Origin of the sequence: Sphingobacterium sp. InxBP1 (assembly GCF_026191775.1) — a bacterium.
GTDB lineage: Bacteria > Bacteroidota > Bacteroidia > Sphingobacteriales > Sphingobacteriaceae > Sphingobacterium > Sphingobacterium thalpophilum.
The window spans coordinates 352,820-374,358 of record NZ_JAINDX010000046.1; the positions used below are offsets into that span (position 1 = coordinate 352,820).

The window sequence follows — 21,539 nt, forward strand, 5'->3', positions numbered from 1 at the left end:
CGTACAAGTAAAATCTCAATACGCATATCTAATGTCTCAATACTAAAAATACAATGAAGAAAGATATTTTAATCATACCTGGAGATGGCATCGGCCAAGAAGTAACCACATGGGGTAAAAAAGTTTTGGAGAAGATCGGCACAAATTACGGTCATGAATTCAGCTTTGACGAAGCCATCATGGGACATACCGCGATCGAAGCTACCGGCAATCCGCTTCCAGACGATACATTGGCAAAAGCAAAAGCTTCCGACGCAATTCTTTTTGGTGCCATTGGACATATCAAGTATGATAACGATCCTTCGGCAAAAGTGCGGCCTGAGCAGGGCTTGTTAAAAATCCGTAAAGAGCTGGGGCTCTATGCCAACCTTCGTCCGATCCTGTTATTCGATGAGCTGTTGGACGCCTCCAGTTTAAAACCGGAAATTCTTCAGGGTACTGATATTCTCTTTTTCCGTGAGCTGACCGGAGACGTATATTTTGGTGAAAAAAATCGCAATGCAGACAATACCTTCGCTTCTGATCTAATGAACTATCACCGTTATGAGGTAGAACGTATTGCGCGTAAAGCTTTTGAGGCTGCCCGTACACGCAGCAAGAAATTGTGTTCGGTGGACAAGGCCAACGTTTTGGAAACCTCACGGCTATGGCGCGAGGTCGTACAGGAAATAGCCAAAGAATATCCAGATGTAGAAACTGAACATATGTTTATCGATAATGCGGCCATGCAGCTGGTCAAAAATCCGAAAAAATTCGATGTAGTTCTAACCGCTAATCTTTTTGGTGATATTCTGACGGATGAGGCTTCTCAGATTGCCGGATCTATGGGGATGCTTGCTTCCGCATCTGTGGGAGATGGCACCGGTTTCTTCGAACCTATACATGGCTCAGCACACGATATCGCGGGTCAGAATAAGGCCAACCCGCTTGCCTCCATTCTATCCGCTGCGTTGATGCTGGATATCAGCTTTGGTCTTCAGGAAGAAGCAAAAGCCGTTACCAATGCTGTTGCTGCGACATTAAAAGCGGGATGGAGAACCGGGGATATCGCCAATGCGGGCACAGATGCAGCCAAAATACTCGGTACAGAAGAGATGGGTACAAAAGTATTGGAGTTTATCAAATAGTAATGAGATATGAGTTCGGAGCAATGTGTTTGAAAACAATAGATGAAGCATATTATGCAATCATTTTAAGTATTCAATTTCCAACGCTCTTTACTTCTTAATGTTGACTTTTAAATTGTAAATTATGTTACACGATCCTAATCATCTATACATTTTCGACACCACACTACGTGATGGCGAACAGGTACCCGGATGTCAATTAACTACTCCAGAGAAAATTGAGATCGCTAAAGACCTGGAAAAGCTCGGCGTTGATATCATCGAAGCAGGCTTTCCTGTTTCTAGTCCCGGAGACTTTCAATCTGTCGTTGAATTATCCAAGGCCGTGAACGATGTTATCATATGTGCACTGACGCGGGCCAACCAAAATGATATTGATGTAGCCGCCGAAGCATTGAAATATGCCAAACGCCCACGTATCCATACAGGCATTGGTTCTTCGGATATGCATATCAAATATAAATTCAACAGCACAAGGGAAGAAATTCTGGAGCGCGCTGTGGCGGCTGTGAAACATGCAAAATCTTATGTAGAAGATGTTGAATTCTACGCAGAGGATGCTGGCCGTGCGGACCTGGAGTTTTTGGCGAAAATGATCGAATCGGTCATTGCTGCTGGAGCTACGGTAGTAAATATACCGGATACAAATGGCTACTGCTTACCCGATCAATATGGGGCTAAGATCAAGTATCTCAAAGAAAATGTACGCAATATCGATCAGGCCATTATTTCGGCACACTGCCACAATGACTTGGGATTGGCGACTGCCAATTCTGTTGCCGCCATACAAAATGGAGCCCGCCAAGTGGAATGTACAATCAATGGTATTGGCGAACGCGCGGGCAACACTTCCCTGGAAGAGGTCGCGATGATCCTTAAGGTTCATAATCAATCGTTTGGAAGCTTAAGCTCCAATATCGACAGCCGTATGTTTACTTACATCTCACGAAAAGTAAGTGAGATGATGAACATGCCAGTGCAGCCTAATAAAGCGATTGTAGGCCGTAACGCCTTTGCACATAGTTCAGGCATCCATCAAGATGGCTTCCTCAAACACCGCGAGAATTACGAGATTATCCGGCCGGAAGACGTAGGTCTTGATGAAGCGGATATTATCTTAACGGCCCGTTCGGGACGACATGCACTCAAACATCACTTGGAACGCTTGGGTTTCCATCTGGAAAAAGACGATCTTGCCGCCTGCTATCAACGCTTCCTGGTTTTGGCCGATGAGAAGAAAAATATTTGCGATGACGACCTAAAAAGCCTCATCCAGTAAAAGATGTAAAAGAAGGAAGGCTGCTCATGCAGCCTTTTTTTATCAAATCGCAGACTTTAAAGAACACAGACTGCTGTGTGAGAAGCATATTGGCAGGCAATTTCATCAAAATCAGCTAAATTTACAACAGTATTCACACAGATTCCAGGTCTTATTTGGAAAAGCATCCGATCAGGATGTATCGTAGTACCTGAATGAAGTATATCAAAACAATGGATTTATCAACCCTAAACATCAACTCAGAGGCTACACTTGAACGTATCAAATCCGTAGTCAACCGTACTCCTTTGCAGTATAACCGACACCTGTCGGAAAAGTATGAGGCCGAAGTTTATCTCAAAAGAGAAGACCTACAGGTCGTACGCTCTTATAAATTGCGTGGCGCATATAACAAGATTATTTCGCTTTCGGCCGAAGAGCGGCAGCGTGGTGTAGTATGTGCAAGCGCCGGCAACCACGCCCAGGGAGTAGCGTTCTCCTGCAATAAACTGGATATCAAAGGCGTCATCTTCATGCCAGGCCCGACACCGCGTCAGAAAATTTCCCAGACAGAAATGTGGGGCAACGGAAATGTAGAAATTGTTTTGACCGGTGATACTTTTGACGACTGTCAGAAAGCAGCCCTGGCTTACACCGAACAATATGGCATGACCTTCATTCCTCCATTTGATGACCTTCAGGTACTGGAAGGCCAGGGAACAGTTGCGGTAGAAGCATTACAGGACCTACCTGATATGGATGCCATATTTATTCCCATCGGTGGCGGCGGATTAGCTGCTGGCACAAGCTATTACCTCAAAAGCAAGAACAAGGCTATCAAATGCTATGGTGTAGAACCCGAAGGTGCACCCTCCATGCAGGCAGCGTTGCAACATGGTGCTCCTACCGAATTGGAACATATCAACAAATTTGTGGATGGCGCAGCCGTCAAGAAAATAGGTGCCACCACATTCGCCATCGCCAGCCAGCTACTGGATGACACCCGCTCCATCCCAGAGGGTAAAATCTGTACCTGCATTCTGGATTTATACAATAAAGACGCCATCGTCGTCGAACCGGCAGGAGCACTGTCCGTGGCAGCATTGGAATTCCATAAAGAGGAAATCAAAGGCAAAAAGGTCGTTTGCATTATCTCAGGCGGTAACAATGATATCGACCGCATGAGCGAAATCAAGGAACTTTCATTGCTTTACGAAGGATATAAACATTATTTTATTGTACGCTTCCCACAACGTCCCGGAGCATTAAAGCTCTTCGTATCAGAAGTATTAGGCCCGAAAGATGATATTACACGATTTGAATTTATCAAAAAAACAGAGCGCGAACGCGGTCCAGCCTTAGTCGGTATCGAGCTCAATAAGCCGGAGGATTACGCAACACTGATCGCCCGTATGAAAGAGTATAAATTTGATGTCATCGAAATTAATAAGGACCAGACTTTATTTGAATACCTTGTTTAACAACAGAGCCAGGATGCAATACACTGCCCCAACAAATAGTGTAAGCTTTTTGGGGACAGCAGATTCTGGCTCTTTTTCTCAAAATCTTGTTTTGTCGATTCCTGCCCTCTTATTACAGGCTGTTTGCTTCGATGGCAGAGCATGAAAGGGCCTCCTGCCCATTCCATAACTGCCCAACTGAATTTTTCGAGTCCACTGCTTATATAGGACCAAATTAATATCGGAAGCATGCAGCGAATTGTCAAAAAACTAGTTCTTGCATTATTTAAATTTCTTATCTTTAAGTGTTTAATCAATATAAGCAAAGAAAATGAGAGTACTAATTTTAACGATCCTGACTTTAATCGGTCAGCTTACTTTTGCGCAGACAGACAAAAGCAAACGTCCAAGTCCACCAGCCAATACAAAGGTGACCACAACCGATGGGGTGACAATAGACATCAATTATAGCCGCCCTTCGCTCAAGGGTCGCCAGATAGGTGTTGATATTGCCCCTGTTGGCCAAGTGTGGCGTACCGGTGCCAACGAGGCTACCTCCATCCAATTTGACAAAGATGTGCTGGTCGAAGGACAAAAATTGCCTGCCGGAAAGTATGGCCTTTACAGCATTCCTGGAGAAAATGAGACCACTATTATCTTCAGTAAGGTGTGGGACCAGTGGGGTACAAAGTACGACGCTAAAGATGATGCCCTGCGCGTTACGGCGGTCAATGGAACCTCCAACGACAGTCAGGAACAATTCAAGATCAATGCCGCGCCCGACGGTACTGTATCATTGGAATGGGGGCAATATGTTGTCCCATTTAAGGTCAAAGCTGGTAATTAAAGATTACCGATGTACAAAAAAGGTCACGCAGGAATATTTCTGCGTGACCTCTTTTTTTAAAGGACCTGTTTTTTTATTGCCAGAACCAAGCTTCAGTCAATTTAAAACACGATTTAATTCTTTAAGTATTTTTCCAGAAACTGGTCCTGCTCCCAAAGGAGGTGGAAGATATTTTCTTTGGCTGCGTAGCCATGCGCCTCACGTGGCAAAATCACCATACGTACAGGCGCACCTAGATTTTTTAATGCCTGAAAATACCGTTCTGTCTGTAGTGTAAATGTTCCCGGGTTATTATCTGCTCCGCCATGGACGAGCAATAACGGCGTCTTCATGCGGTCCGCACTAACAAAAGGTGACATCGTCATATAAAGCTTGGGATCATCCCAAAAGTTGCGCTGTTCACTCTGAAAACCAAAAGGTGTCAACGTACGATTATATGCGCCCGACCGTGCGATTCCTGCCGCAAATAACTTTGAGTTGGACAGCAAGTGTGCCGTCATGAACGCCCCATAAGAATGGCCCCCCACAGCTACTTTTTTCCGGTCGATATATCCCAGCTTATCTACCGCATTGATCGCAGCTTCAGCATTGGCAACCAGTTGTTCGATAAACGTATCATTGGGTTCTTTTTTGCCCTCCCCTACAATTGGAAAGGCTGCATTATCCAATACAGCATAGCCTTTCGATACCCAGTATATAAAAGAGCCGTAGCTGGGGAATGTGAACTCCTTTGGATTGGCCGTGCTCTGGCCGGCGGTATTCTTGTCTTTGTATTCTCTAGGATATGCCCACATCAACAACGGCAATTTCTCTTTCTTATTGAAATCATATCCTGCCGGCAAGTATAAGGTCCCAGACAGCTCCACGCCATCATTGCGCTTATACGTTAAGATTTCTTTGTGTACCTTTTCAAGGGATTTAAAAGGGTTTTCAAGTGCTGTCAAAGCTGTCTGCTTACCTGATTTCATATTTTTCAGATAATAATTTGGATATACTGACGCCGACTGCAGGGAGATCAGTAGGTCCCCTTTCCGGGGATCCACAATCTGCGCAATTCGTTCCTGTAATTCAGACTCTGGTGCGGTATATATCCGCTTTTTCTTTAATGTACGCAGATCCAGCTCATCCACAAAAGGAAATTCACCTGCTTTGGTAAATCCATTTCCCACAAACAAAACTTTATCCTTATTCAGATACATGGTATATGTACCTAAAGTATTTTTTTCTTGGTATACATTTCCAGGGTCATTGTAGATATCCTGGCTATTGCGGTCGTGCAGCAATTTGGACTCCCCATTGGACGGATTCACCACAAAAGTCTTAACATTACGCGTATCATACCAATGCGAATAGACCAGGGCATAACGATCGTTTCCCCATACGACTCCAGCAAAGCGGTCCTGCGTTTTAAAAATCATTTTTGCCTGGCCCGTAAAAGGATATTCTAATGTATACAGGGCATCGCGAAAAGCTGCAGGCTGGTTTGCGTCCCCGCCATCCAAGGCCTCCACATAGGCTAGTGTGGCCGGTTGATCACTACGCCAGTGCAGCGATCGTCTGCCTGGGCGAGTTGAAGAAAATCCTTTAGGCATTACCTCTGTCAACGGCACTTCGTTAACCACTGCAATCTCTTTGCCGGAAAGATCATAGATGTGTGTCTGTTGTGGAAAACGTGAGGCTGGCACCACATAGGAATATGGCCGGGTGATACTAGTCACCATTATATATTTCCCGTTGGGCGAAAAAGAAATATCCGAATAAATCCCCTTGCCTTTAAACGGGCGAATAGTGCCGTCCAAATCTACAAACTGTAGGTCGGACTGCACCAGTGTTTCAAAATTATGCTCATCCTGAGGATTTTTCAATAGATCTTGATACGTTCTTAATTGCGATACCTTTCCGTCGCTGGTCGACACGACAGGCCCTGTAGGCAAATCTTTCGATGGGTCCAACACCACCCCTTTCTCCTTTGGAAGTACAGTAATGATCAGACGCTCAGAGTTGTTCAGCCATTGGAAAGGAGCATCCAAAGCAGCGTTCAAATGATAAGATGTCAATTGGCTAACTTTCCTGGTTGTTAGATCCAGCACAAACAACGCTGTCCCCGAATCATTTGTATTTGTAAAAGCCAGTCGTTTACTATCCGGAGAGAATACAAAATTCGCCAAAGCTACCTCCTTGGGCATTCCTTCAAATTCTGTATATTCAGCTTGCTGTCCGATCTTCTTTAATCCGATTTTATGATAGAAAATAGTAGAGCTCTCCATATTAGTTTTCGGATTAATCCGGAGTCCGGCAAGTTTCATCTCCTCCTGGCCTAGCTCTTCCAGGCTTTTATAGGTGGGACGATAAGTAAACAGCATCCAGTTTTTGTCGCTCGAGATTTTAATTTGAGGTGGACGCACAAAATCGGCCAAAGCCAAAATTTCAGAGGATGGTTTTTGGAACGTGATACGTTCTTGCGCCTGGGAATGCAAAGAGAGCACAAGCAAAAGACCATAGAGTAACTTCTTCATAAATTTATTTTTGAATTTTAAGGCTATAAAATGTAATAAAAATACAAAAAAAAGTCAAGTACTGCAGCTATTTTATGACACAAAAATTAGACTTACTTTACTCGTGAAAAAACACTTAAAAATTCTGTATCTAAAGTTATCCACATTTATATCAAGCTAATATTCAAGAGCTTAACAGTGTTAACTAGCAGTAAACGCGTCCTATGACAAACTTTTACCCAAAATGTGGAAAAGTCAAACTACCGCATGGAAAGAAAATATAGGATATTTGTTAAGCTAATGAAAGAATTAGTAATTCAAGGAAGTAATTACCGATCTTTTTTCTATAAAGATTGGATTAAAAATAAACATTTAGACATGGCAAGAATTATCAAATTTGAGAAAAATGATTGTGCTCCCTGCGCACAAGTATCGGCTTATTTGGATCAAAAAGGGATCCAATATGAAACGGTTAATCCTTTTGATGAACCTGACTTGGCTGCAAAATTCAAAATCCGGACGGTACCTACAGTAATCGTTGTGGAAAACGAAGAAATCCAACACCGTATTATTGGTTTTAAACCAGAAGAATTGGCTGCTATTGCACTTTGAAAAAGCCGGAGGCATCATGGACAACATTGGCAGTAATAAGATACACATCTATTACGATTCCAGAACCGGAAACGTACAGCGGTTTATCGATAAGGTAGCTCAGATCACAGGCTGGCAAATTCATAAAATTAGCGCCGACCTGCAGGTAGAACATCCTGGACATCTGGTCACCTTTACCACCAATTTTGGTCAGGTACCCGAAAACACAAAAGAATTCATGAAACGGGAAGCGAAAAATATTTATTCCGTTACATCAAGTGGCAACCGCAACTGGGGCCCCAACTTCGGTTTAGCAGCCGACCGTATTTCACATGATTTCGACATTCCATTGGCATTCAAGTTTGAATTGTCTGGAACAATGGAAGATATAAATCAATTTATTGACATCTTAAAGAACTTTTGCGATGGTAGCAAACGAAGTAGCAAAAAACTGGATATTGCTTAATAATGAAATCATGATTAAGCATGACGACGAATTCAGCTTGCATAAAGACAAAGAGGCTGTGCGCGCCTATTTCCTGGAATATGTAAACAAGAACACCGTGTTCTTCTATACATTGAAAGAAAAAATAGACTATTTGATCGAAAACAACTATTACATTGATTTTTATCAGTGGTTTACATTTGAGGAAATGGAAGAAGTATATAATTATGTATATGCTAAAAAATTCCGTTTTCAGTCCTTTATGGCGGCATTCAAGTTTTTTCAGAGCTACGCACTACGCGATGACTCTGGCGAAAAATTCTTAGAGCGTTATGAAGACCGTGTCGTGGCAGTATCTTTATTCCTTGCAAGAGAAGAAGGTGTTCAAAAAGCAATCCAATATGCTGAGATCATGATTAACCAAGAGTACCAGCCCGCTACGCCAACATTTTTAAATGCAGGCAAAAAACGCTCCGGAGAGCTGGTATCCTGTTTCTTGGACGAGATTGGCGACAACCTCAATGGTATCGGTTATGCGGTAGACTCTGCGATGAAATTGTCATCCATCGGTGGTGGGGTTTCCTTTAACATCTCCAAGATCCGCGCACGCGGTGAAGCTATCAAAGGAGTTGAAGGTCGCGCTGGAGGTGTACTTCCCATTATGAAAATTATGGAAGATACTTTCTCCTATGCCAATCAATTGGGGCAACGTCCCGGTGCTGGCGCGGTATACTTAAATATTTTCCACTCCGACATTGAGGAGTTTCTCGATTGTAAGAAAATCAACGTCGACGAGAAAGTACGTATTAAGTCCCTATCTATCGGTATTATTGTTCCAGATAAATTCATGGAACTGGCAGAGAAGGATGAACCCTGTTATTTGATTTACCCGCACACGGTAATGCAGGAATATGGCCAGTATCTGGATGAGATGGATATGGACAAAATGTATGACGAATTGATCACCAATCCAAATGTCAAGAAAAAGAAAATCAATGCTCGTCACTTATTGGTGAAAATTGCACAGACACAAAAAGAGTCAGGTTATCCCTACATTTTCTTCAAAGAAAATACCAACCGTGTACATGCGTTGAACGAAATCGGCCAAGTGAAGTTCTCTAACTTGTGTACAGAAATCATGCAGGTGTCACAGGTGTCAGATATCGAAATCTATGGCAAACAAGACACCATCCGTTATGGTATCTCCTGTAATCTGGGCTCGTTAAATATTGCGACGGTCATGGACAACAAGCGCATCAAAGAAGCAGTGAAAACAGCTATGCGTGCCTTGACAGTTGTTACAGACGTCACCAACATCGACATGGTACCGTCTATAGCAAAAGCAAACCGTGAGTTGCATTCGGTAGGTTTAGGCGCCATGAACCTACACGGCTATCTAGCCAAGAGCTTTATCATGTACGAGTCTAACGAAGCCCTGGATTTCGCCAATACGTTCTTTATGATGATGAACTTCTATTCATTGGAAGCTTCGATGGAGATTGCCAAAGAGCGCGGTAAGACATTTGTGGGATTTGAAAAATCAGCCTATGCCGATGGCAGTTACTTCAATAACTATGTTAACAGGGACTACCTTCCAAAAACAGATAAAGTAAAAGAGTTATTTGAAGGTGTGCATATTCCAACGGTAGAAGATTGGCTGGAGCTAAAAGCTAAAGTCAAAGAACATGGTATCTATCACGCCTACCGTCTGGCTATTGCACCAAACCAATCGACATCCTATATCATGAATGCGACCGCTTCTGTAATGCCTATTGTAGATATTATCGAGGTTCGCGAATACGGCGATAGTACCACCTATTATCCAATGCCGTATTTGACCAACGATAATTACTTCTATTTCAAATCGGCCTATGATATGGATCAGTTTAAGGTATTGAAGTTGATTTCGGTCATCCAACGTCATATTGACCAAGGCGTATCGACCATCTTGCATACCAATTCAAAAGACACGACGAGAGATCTGTCTAGATATTATATTTATGCACATAAACTGGGATTAAAATCCCTATATTATACACGGACAAGAAAATCGACCATCGATGAATGTGTCTCTTGTTCGGCTTAATCCTGAGATTTTAGTATTTGGATATATAATGTGAAGAGGTCAAAAGTTGCCTAAGTTATTGGCAACTTTTGGCTTAATCGAACAGCAGACAAGACCAGATACATGATAATAAATGCTTAATACGGTAAAATAGAAAATGAGTAAAACATATAAAGCTGTCAATTGGAATACCCCCGAGAACGACTATGTACTGATGTTCTGGGAACAAAATATCCGTCAGTTCTGGATTGACACCGAATACATCCCTTCAAAAGATATCGATAGCTGGAAGCGCATTAGCCCAGAGATGAAAGAAGCCTATAAAAAAGCATTAGGCGGCCTGACTCTATTGGATACGTTGCAGAGCCATACAGGTATGCCGAAGATCATCGATCACATCGACACCTTGCAGAATAAGGCTGTATTATCCTACATGTGTATGATGGAAGCGATCCACGCCAAATCCTATTCCACTATTTTCACAACGGTGTCAACAACAGCTGAGATTAACGAAATCTTCGAATGGGTTCAGCAAAATAAATACCTACAATATAAAGCACAGATGATCGACGGTTATTACCGTGCCATCGATAAAGAAGACGCTTCGGATGAGGAGATCTATATGGCTATGGCTGCTTCGGTATTGCTTGAGTCGTTCCTGTTTTATTCAGGATTTTTTCTGCCGTTATGGTTATGTGGCCAAGGTGAGATGGTAGCATCTGCCGATATCATCAAGAAAATTATCGCAGATGAGTCCATTCACGGCGTATTCGTCGGTTTGATGGCGCAGGATCAATTCAAAACATTGAAAAACCAAGATCAGGTAAAAGCACGTTTTCTTGCCTTGCTTTATAATCTATACGAAAACGAGCTGAAGTATACAGAGGAGATCTATACAGAAGTAGGTTTGACAGCCGAAGTAAAAGAGTATGTGCGTTACAACGCCAACAAAGCTTTGATGAACTTAGGCTTTGACCCGATCTTCGAAGTCAAACAAGTGAATCCTATCGTGTTGAACGGCTTAAATACGGAGACAACGCAACACGACTTTTTCTCGAAGAAATCTACAAACTACGAGAAGGCCACAGAAATCGTTCACTTAAAAGATGACGATTTCAAAATGGAGGTTGTCGTCGATATATAATCATATGACATTAAACAATAAATCCCCGGAAGCTGGCTTCCGGGGATTTATTGTTAATCAGTGGCTATTGCTGGAATGCTTTGATATCTAACCCGCGCCACGCGGCGTCCTACAACGCTCCAAACAGCCAACTCAATATAGGTGCTACACCATAAATCATTACGACATTTCTATCCTCTTTCCTTTCGGTATCCGCACTCCGGTCATAATGCAAGGAATTCAGCGTCAGCAAGCGATTTGCTAGCGGAGAGATTTCGGGCGTATACGGTATTCAAAATATGCAAGGCTATTCAACATATTTTTAACTCCAATGCAGTAGCCCTAAACAAATACGGCCATCGCAAGCGATGGCCGTATTGAGAAAAGGGTTATATTTATTGATATCCAGGATTTTGCGTTAATTTATTATTACGCTGTATCTCATCTGGTGAAATTGGCCACAACAAATCTGATTCTTTAAATGTCGCGCCCGATCCATTTTTTGCTCCGATTAAAGGAACGAAATCCACTTTTCCGGCTTCTGTTGTCGAAATCACAGGGAACATTTTCGTCCGGAGGATATCATCCCACATTTTAAACTCAAGTGGGAACTCACGCAAACGCTCTTTCCAACATTCTTTCACAAAGTCATCCGCAGATAGTGCTTGCAGTTCGGAAATAAAGTCGGCTACGGTTTTCCCTTCTGTATTTGCACGGGCCTTCACTTGGGCTAAATAGCCTGCTGCCTCTGTACTGACGCCAGTAGATTTAGCGATGCTTTCCGCCGCAATTAGAAGCGCCTCCGGATAGCGATAAAAATTCCAGTCCTTTGTACCCCGTCCAGTTACTGTAGCAGCCTGCTCATCAAAATAATACCAAACTCCCGCCACATCCGATGTCCACTTTTTACCATTTACTGGATTGGTATACGACCAGTGAAAGAATTGATTGGGCTGAATACGTAGATCTTCCTTCTTATAGACATTCAGGAATTGATTAGTGGGCCCAAATACGCGCTCAAAAATCGCATATTTGTCAAAAACCGAGGTTGCCGATGACGTAAAGGCATAGGTTGTCCACCAACTGCTCGTATTGATCGTTGCATCGTATTCTTGCGCATAGATAACCTCACTTAAATCATCGGTTGTACGCAACTTGTTATACGCACTATTCATCTTAAGATCAACATTTTCAGTCATTTTATGGGGTGAACTGATAACTATTTTAGCTGCCTCAGCCGCCTCGCTAAACTTTCCTTCTTGTAGATATACATTAGCTAAAGCCATCGCTGCGACGTATTTTGTCACTCTATGTCCATTTTCAGCAAATGTTTTGGCTGGCAAATCCCTGACCGCATCTTTAAGATCTGCCTCTATTACCTCATATATCTTTGCGGCTTCTGTTCTCTCTAGGTATAAATCATCTTCAAGAGTTTCAATGGGTGTTAAACTAAGCGGAATAGCCCCAAAGGTCTTTACCAAATAAAAATAGTTATAGGCTCTAAAGAACTTCGCTTCGGCTAACAGCACCTTTTGTTGTTCCTCAGAAACAAACGAAATTGTCGGGATATATTTTACTCCCGCATTTGCAATATTAATAGCCTTATAACTCTCATCCCAAATTGTATTCATTGCACCGGTAATCAAGTTGGTATTTTGCTGGCGGGTCAACTCCCTCGCAAATAAGCATACACGTTCCTGTCCTTCGTAGCTATTCGTGAAATAACCGGTCAACATTGTATTAACAGATGCTGAGGGACCAATATATGCGCTTCCGGCCAAAGAATACCGTTGTGGGGCTCCTCTTCTATATAATGAATTTACTGTAGCTTCAGCTTGAGCCGGATTTTTATAGTATCCATCCAGAGACAAATTAGACTGCGGATCTTCTTCTAAAAATTTGTTACAAGATGTTGTTAAACTTAATCCGAGAATTAACAACATAAAAAATTTATTTTTCATTCCTTATCTCCTAATTTTAAAATGTTACATTCACCCCTAAAGAGAAAGTTTTCGCTCTCGGGTACGAGAAAAATGTCATATTTTGTCCAAACTTACTTTCTCCTTGCGAAGTACTTTCAGGATCATATCCTAAAAACTCCTTGGATGTAAATAAAAATGGATTATTGGCGTTCGCGTATATCCTTAGACGCTTTAACCCTATACGTGTAAGAGCCTCGGGTGTGAAAGTATATCCCAGTTGAATCAGGTTGACGCGTAAATATGAGCCGTCCGCGACCCATGCATCATCGACATTGGTATCTTGTCCCGCATGACCGTTATTGGTCAAATAAATAGCTTGTTGCATAGTATTCGGGTTTGATCCATTATAAGCCTCAGTCAAAATTTCCTTTAGCCCATTGGTAATACCAAAGCGGTCATAAGTAGAGTGAAAAAACTGCTGCATCACATCAACACCCTTAACAAATTGAAGATCTAATGTGAAATCGAAGTTCTTATATCTCAAATTGTTGATAAAGCTACCAGTCCAATCTGGCAACCCTTTGCCAATTACCTCCTTCTCCGTAGTTCTCTTCGCGCGCCCGATCTGGCTCATGGTAGCATTTCCCGCATCCACATCTGCTTGCGTATAAACTCCTAGCCTCCTATAACCATAAAAGCTATTTAAATTTTCGCCTACACGAATTATGCTATTGGCACCACCAACCCAACTATTCATCAAAATATCGGCGTTGTTTTGCCCCAACTTCAATACCTTGTTTTTATTGTAATTAGCATTCAGCGACGCGTTCCAACTAAAATCTTCATTATCGAGGATCGTTCCCCTAATCATCATGTCCAAGCCTTGGTTTTGTACAGATCCAATATTTTCGATAACAGTACTAAATCCAGATGCTGTCGGAATTGGCGCATCCAATAATAGATCGGTAGTTTTTCTGTGATAGAATGAAACGTCGAAATTTAAACGGTTTTGAAATAGCCCCAATTCAACCCCAGCGTCAAACTGAGCTGTTTTTTCCCATTTTAAATTCGGATTGGAAATGGAATTAACGAATGAGTAAGGAGCTCTGGAATTATTGAGTAAGATTGTACCAGCATCCACAATAGCCAGTGATTTATACGGATCTATTTCGGAGTTCCCTGTCAACCCATAACTTGTATGAAACTTTAAGTTACTAATCGATGCATTATCCTTTAGAAAATCTTCATTGGAAACATTCCAAGCAAGCCCTGCGGACGGGAAGAAAGCATACTTATTATTTTTTCCGAATTTGGATGAACCATCATAACGGCCGGTGATGGTAGCCGAATAACGATCGTCATAGGAATATGCTGCACGTAAGAAATACGAATTCATTGCCCACTTATTCCAACTAGATCCAGGTGTTGAAGGTGTAATACCGATACCCATATTATTATATTCATAAGCATCATCAAAGAAACCTTCCGTTCTAGAACTGTTAAAATCATAGGTCCTTTCTTGCCAAGATAGACCTGCCATGGCATTAATTCTATGCTTGTCAAATTGCTTATTGTAAGTCAAATAAGTCTCTTCCTGCCAATATAAAGTATTCGTGTCATTCATTTCCGCCCATCCGTTAGGCCTGGAAATATTATTAAGTGTTATAGACGAGTATCCTTTATAAGCCTTTTTGTGGTTATCTATCCCCAGCTGAGTCTTTAGATCCAAGCCCTCTGCTAAATGAAATGTCAAAGCAGCGTTTCCAAAAATCTGGGTATTATAACGCATACGTTTTTGTAGATCTAAAATAGAGACAGGATTGGCCATCCCCTCAAATCCTAATTTATCAGAAACTGAGGATGAAGAAGAGAACGTGTATTGTCCATTTTTATCATAAATAGGATACCAGGGCAGCATTTCTATCATAGTTCGACGAGCTTCTTGACCGCCACCATCCTCCGGTGTATAGCGTCCCCATGTATGATTGACAGTAAGGTTGACTGCTGTGGACAACCACGAGGTCGGTTTAGCATCGTAGGCTAGTTTTCCATTTACACGTTTATTCCAGGTATTGTTCATCACACCTTGCTGATCCGTATAGTTCAAGAAAGCGCCTACCGATGACTTATCATCTCCCTGTTGTATATTCAACTGATGGTTATGTGAAATAGCGGTCCGGGTTGCTTCTCTTTGCCAATCAGTATCATAAAGCGGATTACCACTCGCATCAAAATAGTTTGGATCGTTAAACCAATCTGATTTTTTCAATGACCAAGATTTTCCCTGATATTTATTTTCGTTCTCCAATCCGATCATAAATGCATCCACCCACTCCTGCGCGTTGAGTACGTCCATGTAACGCTGTACTGAACTTACACCAGCTGAACCTTGATAGCTGATGGTACGGGTTCCGTCCTTGTTGCCTCTTTTAGTAGTTACCAAGATAACCCCGTTCGCACCGCGGGCACCATAAATTGCTGCGGAGGACGCATCCTTTAACACTTCAATATTTTCGATATCATTGGGATTCAGCAAATGGAAATCCTCCATCACGACTCCATCCACCACATATAGAGGATTGGAAGATGAATTGATGGTTGCTACCCCGCGGATGACCACTCGATTGGCATAGGCACCCGGTTGGCTCGAGTTGGAGAAAATGTTTACCCCTGAGGCTTTACCTCTCAAGGCGTCCAAAGGGCTAAAGCTCTGATCTTTGATCATATCCGCGCCCTTGACCATCGCAATTGAACCGGTTACATCCGACTTACGCATAGTACCATATCCCACGACAACCACTTCATCCAATTGCCCCTGATCGTCTTCCAATTGGACGGTTACAGTCGCACCGGTTACAGTCACTTCTTTCGACTTATAACCCACAGAAGAGACTACCAGCTCATCTCCGGAGCCGGCTTCAATCGAGAAATTACCCTGCGCATCCGATTGGGTTCCCTTCGATGTCCCCTTTACTGCGATAGAGACCCCGACGATAGGTTTTCCAGCAGCGTCCAGTACCTTTCCTTTCAACTGTTGCTGGCGAAAACTGGCATGTTTTACAAAGGCTGCCCCTTCGTACTTAAAGGAAGTTCCGCTAGCGGCATTGACCTGTTGGACAGTACCAGCAATGACAGCCAATGAGAAAAATAATTTCGAATTTTTCCCTAGCCGCGCAAATGATTTTACGTCAACTTTGCTCATATTAATAGTGATTTGGTTTATAAAAACGTTTTAGCAAAAAATTACTAGAAACGTCCAGTTTAATGTAGTTTTCCTTTAGTTAGTCCCTTTCAAAAAGGAGTCTTACTTGCTCAAAAAAGCTAGCTATCGGCTATTCGGTGAGATAACCAGTCCCCGCCATATAGACAGTTGCTCTCCGTTAGGCCGTAGTTTGGCCCTATAGTTCGTTATGCTAAATCGTTTTTCATTTTTGGCAAAAAAATATTGGTTTCTTAATTTTGGTCTTTCAACTGTTTAATTTCTGTTTTTTAATGTTTGGTTATTGCTTCCATCACATCATGTGATGATGGTATTAAAATTAGCACTTTAATCTGAAAAGGGAAAGACTTATTTCAAAAATCTCTCCCTTGTCAGAATGATTAAATATTCCCTTTTTTCATTTCGCTGACTGCATAATCTACTGATCGGGCAGAAAATGCCATATAAGTCAACGAAGGATTTTGAGTCGATGTCGATGTCATGCAGGCGCCATCTGTAACAAAGACATTTTTTACCGCGTGCATTTGATTCCACTTGTTGAGTACCGAAGTTTTCGGATCATGTCCCATACGGACACCCCCCATCTCGTGGATATCAAGTCCCGGGGCCTGCCAATGTGTATCAGGGCGAATATTGGTAAAACCAGCATCTGTAAACATTTCGGTCATGACCTCGATGTAATCTTTTTTCATTTTCTCATCGTTTTCATCGTAATCGACCGCAATCTTTAACAAGGGAATTCCCCAGTCATCCGTCTTGCTTCCATCGAGCGTTACCATACCCGACTCTTTTGGTATGGTCTCGCCCATCATATGTGAACCGACCTGCCAGATGCCCAATTTGGGATTCAGGAGATTATTTTTAAGGTCCAGCCCTAAGCCGGAGCGGTCCGATTCTTTGCCTCGCGATGCGCCAAAACCAGCCGCATATCCCCGCAAGAAATCTGTCTCCTGCTTATGAAGGTTTCTAAAACGAGGGATATAACCGCCCCCCGCGGGATTTCGTCCTTCTACCGTATAATCTAAATGCCCTTCATATTCGGCATAGATTCGGGCACTATAGTTATGGAATGCTACATATTTCCCTAATACCCCACTATCATTTCCTAAACCATTTGGGAAACGGTTAGATTTGGAATTCAGCAGAATCAAATTTGTGTTGATTGCCGCAGCATTTACAAAAATCAATTTTGCATAGAAGTCAATTTCCTCTTTGGTATTGGTATCAATGACCCGCACACCAACTGCCCTACCTTTTTGTTCGTCATATAAAATAGAATGCACGACTGAGAATGGACGTAGGGTCATATTACCCGTCTTGGCCGCCCAGGGTAGTGTCGTAGCATTAGAACTGAAATAACCGCCGAAAGGACAGCCTCTTTGACAGAGCACACGATTCTGACACTGCACACGGCCCTGTTCGATATGGATTGGATTTGGCTTGGAAAGGTGAGCACAACGTGCAGAAATCACTTTTCGTTCCGGATATCTCTGCTGTACTTTTTCTTTAAAATATTTTTCGACAATATTCAGCGGATATCCGGGCAAAAACTCACCATCTGGTAGTTCTGGAAGCCCGTCATGATCGCCAGCAATACCAGCAAACTTTTCGACGTAAGCATACCACGGATCCAAGTCCGCATAGCGTATCGGCCAGTCGACAGCAAAACCATCGCGCGCCGGACCTTCAAAATCAAAGTCTGACCAACGCTGAGTCTGCCTTGCCCACAACAACGACTTCCCGCCTACCTGATACCCCCTGATCCAGTCAAAAGGCTTTTCCTGTATATATGGATGCTCATTATCCTTGACAAAAAAATGCGCCGCATCCTCATGAAATGCATAGCATTTGCTAACGATTGGATTTTCCTGCTTGATTTTGTAAGGCATCTCATTCCGATGCTCAAACTCCCAGGGCATCATATTGGTCGTCGGATAGTCCTTGATATGCTGTACATCCCGTCCACGTTCTAACACCAGGGTTTTTAGCCCTTTCTCACACAATTCTTTTGCGGACCAGCCACCACTGATACCCGAACCTATTACGATTGCATCATAGGTCCTATTTTTTTCACTGTCAATATTTAAATTTGCCATGCTGGATCTATCCCTTTACGTTTACCGCTCCATTGTACGGTCCTGGAATAAGTTTGTAAACGACTTTATTCTTCATTACATATTCCGAATTCATATATCCCTGGATTGCCCGCGATTTAAAAATATCAAAGAAGGCCTTCTCATCGGTCTGATCTTTCAAATTTAACAGCGTCGTTTTTGTCGCTTCGCTGTCTGTCAGATTTAGTTGCTTCCGCAGTTTGTTGAATCCAGCAACAAATTTCTGCTGATTTTCGGGCGACTCACAATCGTCGACCATCTTCACCACAAAAAGATGTAGATTCAGGTCTTTTCCTCCCGGCGTATCCGTCTTCGGAATAAGAATATCGGCCAAATCGCCCAAAAATTGCTCGTCAGCAGCTGAAATTTTCAGCTTATTCAATACAATTGACGCTCCTCCATCATTCAGACAGGACGACAAAATGGTCAGTCCTCCTGCTACAATGAAAAGTTGCTTGATTGCTGTTCTTCGGTTCATAATTCAGAATTCCCTTAACAATTCGGTAATATTACGTATATCCGAATAAAAATACAAATGCTAAAACGATTAAATCGAGCAGATATTACTGCGAAATCCACTTCGCCAGCATTTCTTTTGCCTCCGACAAGTTTTCCACAATGTTTTCCACAGCTGTTAGTCTGGCACGTTCTACCGCCTGCTTCGTTACAGCGACCAGCTGCAGTCCGGCTGCCAGAGCCGCAGTACTACCAGTGATTGTGTCTTCAATCGCTACGCAGGCCTCACCTGGCAAATCCAGCTTCTTCAATGCCAAAAGATACGGTTCGGGGTCAGGCTTGGGAAACTCCACACATTCGCGGGTCACAAAAAACTCAAAATAATGTAGCAGCCCATGTTTGCCGAGCACTGTATCCACGGTACTGCGGTAACTTGATGTCACCAATCCGATACGGATCTGCTGTTCTTGTAGATAAGCCAAAATTTCTTCAGCGAAAGGCATCAGCTCAATATCGCTCATATTCGAATCGGCATAGGCGGCACGAGTACGTTTCCACATATATTCTTCTGTGGTATCATAACCGCAGACTTCCACCAAGCGCTTCACATTATGTGCGAGTGTATGCCCGGCAAAATCGCGGATCCAATCTTCATAGGTTATCTTAAGATCAAATTCTTGCTGTAATATAGGAGCCCAGTTTTTAAAATAAAAGTATTCGGAATCAATAAGAGTACCGTCCAAGTCAAACAATACCGCCTGTAGTTTATTCATAGTGTTAAAGATACACAAATCACTTGAATTTCCTACAAAATAGGGCCGCAATATGCTGAATCTGAGAAAGCGCCATGAAAGGTATCCCAAAAGCCGATATAAATGTGATAGTTCGTATGAGGATTGGTCAATGCCGGAATCTTGACCGTGCATTCTCCCTGAGCAGCATCCGCTACAGCCATCTCAAGATCTCCATGGTCATCCAAACTGACCCAAGCTAAATTCACTTTATAAATGCTATCTTTATATTGAGGATTTGGCGTCCAGGAAAGCTTTACACTATCGCCTTCAAGATAGGCCCGGGCGTCAGCGGGAGGCATGAGATCTCCGACAAAAACCCGGAGGTTCTCCAGCCTAATAAAGGGGTTATTATCCACATCCACGGATAATACTTCATTAAAAACCGTCTTTTGGGCCAGCTGAAATGCTCCGCATTTAGGGTGTTTGGCCGCCTCAAACTGATAACCGAAAGTAATAATCGGCTTTATCAAAGCACAAAATTCGCTGCTCAATTTTGTTTTCTGTCTGTGCAGCAGTTGCGCTGCAGTGGGTGGCTTGGTACTTTTCCTGCGTGCACCGCGAATAATACATTTTCCATTGAGATAATATCCGTATACCGATCCTACCTTACCTCGAAATCCTCCATTTGGTCCATCTTGTAATATTGCCATTTTCTCTCTTTTTTAAACTGTTGATAATATTCATCCTCTCGTCCACAACAATTAACTATCCCTAAAGTTTGCATTTACTTAGATTTTAGTATGATTTTGTTTAGATTTTAGTTAGGTACTATTTAGATAATACCTATTCTATACCTAAGCAATACCTAAACAAACCTTAACTAAAACCTATCTAAATAACTGATTTGGTCTCCATCAAGAGAAAGTTTGGTGGGCTCCTTTTTTGGATAAGCATAGGACATTTGTTAAGTTTGTCTGTTCAAGCGCAGTACATTTAGAAACGCTCATATCAAACAATTTTATAATGAAAATAATTGCAATCGGTCGCAATTACATAGACCACGCTAAAGAGCTCAATAACCCTGTTCCAGAAAATCCCATCATATTCTTAAAACCTGATACAGCTGTTTTAAAAGACAACAAAGATTTCTATTATCCGGAATTTTCCAAAAATATCCAGTTCGAAACCGAAATTGTGCTGCGAATCTGTAAAGAAGGCCGACATGTGACCCCAAAATTTGCGGCAAGCTACTATGATGCAATCGGTCTGGGTATCGATTTTACCGCGAGAGATGTGCAACAAGAACTCAAAGCGAAAAGTCTTCCCTGGGAATTGGCAAAGGCCTTTGATCATTCGGCAGTCATCAGCAATTTGATTCCGAAGGAAGAAATTGCTGATATCTACGCGATCGATTTCTCTTTGCAACAGAATGGGCAGGCCGTTCAACAGGGAAACACCAAGGATATGATCTTTTCTTTTGAAGACCTTATCGTATATATTTCACGGTTCATCACGCTGCGTAAAGGGGATCTGATTTATACGGGGACCCCCGCTGGAGTGGGGTCAGTTGCAATCGGCGATGTGCTGGAGGGATTTATCGGGGCACAGAAAATGTTCAGCTGCAAAATCAAATAAGGCTACGCCACATTGCATAATAGTTCCACGTGCCAGTCTTGAATCGC

At 42.5% G+C, this 21,539-nt stretch carries 16 protein-coding genes; 9 read left to right on the top strand and 7 right to left on the bottom strand.

Annotated elements, in window-relative coordinates; genetic code table 11:
• The first annotated feature begins 53 nt into the window (after window positions 1-53).
• The 4 genes from leuB to K7A41_RS13855 all read left to right on the top strand — a co-directional run bounded on the left by leuB (window position 54) and on the right by K7A41_RS13855 (window position 4,692).
• Window positions 54-1,127 carry a 3-isopropylmalate dehydrogenase gene (gene leuB / locus K7A41_RS13840; protein WP_028071923.1) on the top strand — a complete coding sequence of 358 codons (1,074 nt, stop codon included), beginning with the start codon at window positions 54-56 and terminating at the stop codon, window positions 1,125-1,127.
• A gap of 124 nt (window positions 1,128-1,251) precedes the next feature.
• Window positions 1,252-2,406: a 2-isopropylmalate synthase gene (locus K7A41_RS13845; RefSeq protein ID WP_265714159.1), complete on the top strand. Its 1,155-nt coding sequence runs from the start codon at window positions 1,252-1,254 to the stop codon at window positions 2,404-2,406.
• A gap of 212 nt (window positions 2,407-2,618) precedes the next feature.
• Window positions 2,619-3,866, top strand: coding sequence for a threonine ammonia-lyase IlvA (gene ilvA / locus K7A41_RS13850; protein ID WP_265714160.1), 1,248 nt, complete (start codon window positions 2,619-2,621; stop codon window positions 3,864-3,866).
• Between the two features lie 310 nt (window positions 3,867-4,176).
• Complete coding sequence (locus tag K7A41_RS13855; protein WP_265714161.1) at window positions 4,177-4,692, top strand: DUF2911 domain-containing protein; 516 nt, start codon at window positions 4,177-4,179, stop codon at window positions 4,690-4,692.
• Window positions 4,693-4,805: 113 nt separating this feature from the next.
• Here K7A41_RS13855 and K7A41_RS13860 read toward each other — a convergent pair whose 3' ends face one another.
• Window positions 4,806-7,208: a prolyl oligopeptidase family serine peptidase gene (locus K7A41_RS13860; RefSeq protein ID WP_265714162.1), complete on the bottom strand. Its 2,403-nt coding sequence runs from the start codon at window positions 7,206-7,208 to the stop codon at window positions 4,806-4,808.
• Window positions 7,209-7,487: 279 nt separating this feature from the next.
• On the opposite strand from K7A41_RS13860, the gene K7A41_RS13865 reads away from it, so the two are divergent.
• The 4 genes from K7A41_RS13865 (at window position 7,488) to nrdF (ending at window position 11,432) form a co-directional block, all read left to right on the top strand.
• Window positions 7,488-7,799, top strand: a complete 312-nt coding sequence (locus tag K7A41_RS13865) for a thioredoxin family protein (protein ID WP_265714163.1) — start codon at window positions 7,488-7,490, stop codon at window positions 7,797-7,799.
• A complete protein-coding gene (gene nrdI / locus K7A41_RS13870) occupies window positions 7,789-8,244 on the top strand; it encodes a class Ib ribonucleoside-diphosphate reductase assembly flavoprotein NrdI (RefSeq protein WP_265714164.1) in 456 nt (151 codons plus the stop codon). Before K7A41_RS13865 ends, nrdI begins: the two co-directional genes overlap by 11 nt.
• Window positions 8,204-10,309 (top strand): class 1b ribonucleoside-diphosphate reductase subunit alpha, encoded by a 2,106-nt coding sequence (nrdE, locus tag K7A41_RS13875; protein ID WP_265714165.1) that lies wholly within the window; start codon window positions 8,204-8,206, stop codon window positions 10,307-10,309. The genes nrdI and nrdE overlap by 41 nt, the downstream gene beginning before the upstream one ends.
• Window positions 10,310-10,445: 136 nt before the next feature.
• Complete coding sequence (gene nrdF / locus K7A41_RS13880) at window positions 10,446-11,432, top strand: class 1b ribonucleoside-diphosphate reductase subunit beta (protein ID WP_028071916.1); 987 nt, start codon at window positions 10,446-10,448, stop codon at window positions 11,430-11,432.
• Between the two features lie 374 nt (window positions 11,433-11,806).
• On the opposite strand, the gene K7A41_RS13885 is transcribed toward nrdF, so the two are convergent.
• The 6 genes from K7A41_RS13885 to K7A41_RS13910 form a co-directional block, all read right to left on the bottom strand.
• Window positions 11,807-13,372, bottom strand: coding sequence for a RagB/SusD family nutrient uptake outer membrane protein (locus tag K7A41_RS13885; RefSeq protein ID WP_265714166.1), 1,566 nt, complete (start codon window positions 13,370-13,372; stop codon window positions 11,807-11,809).
• Between the two features lie 16 nt (window positions 13,373-13,388).
• On the bottom strand, window positions 13,389-16,535 hold the full coding sequence (locus K7A41_RS13890; protein WP_265714167.1) for a SusC/RagA family TonB-linked outer membrane protein: 3,147 nt from the start codon (window positions 16,533-16,535) through the stop codon (window positions 13,389-13,391).
• Window positions 16,536-16,933: 398 nt separating this feature from the next.
• The gene (locus K7A41_RS13895) at window positions 16,934-18,649 is read right to left on the bottom strand and encodes a GMC oxidoreductase (RefSeq protein WP_265714168.1); all 1,716 of its coding nucleotides are present in this window, start codon (window positions 18,647-18,649) and stop codon (window positions 16,934-16,936) included.
• Between the two features lie 7 nt (window positions 18,650-18,656).
• Window positions 18,657-19,145 carry a gluconate 2-dehydrogenase subunit 3 family protein gene (locus K7A41_RS13900; protein ID WP_265714169.1) on the bottom strand — a complete coding sequence of 163 codons (489 nt, stop codon included), beginning with the start codon at window positions 19,143-19,145 and terminating at the stop codon, window positions 18,657-18,659.
• 85 nt (window positions 19,146-19,230) lie between these two features.
• A complete protein-coding gene (locus K7A41_RS13905) occupies window positions 19,231-19,896 on the bottom strand; it encodes an HAD family hydrolase (protein ID WP_265714170.1) in 666 nt (221 codons plus the stop codon).
• A 32-nt stretch (window positions 19,897-19,928) separates the two neighbouring features.
• Entirely contained in the window at window positions 19,929-20,567 is a 639-nt protein-coding gene (locus tag K7A41_RS13910) for a hypothetical protein (RefSeq protein ID WP_265714171.1), read from the bottom strand.
• Window positions 20,568-20,880: 313 nt separating this feature from the next.
• Here K7A41_RS13910 and K7A41_RS13915 point away from each other — a divergent pair, with 313 nt between their 5' ends.
• The gene (locus K7A41_RS13915; RefSeq protein WP_265714172.1) at window positions 20,881-21,492 is read left to right on the top strand and encodes a fumarylacetoacetate hydrolase family protein; all 612 of its coding nucleotides are present in this window, start codon (window positions 20,881-20,883) and stop codon (window positions 21,490-21,492) included.
• The last annotated feature ends 47 nt before the right edge of the window (window positions 21,493-21,539 follow it).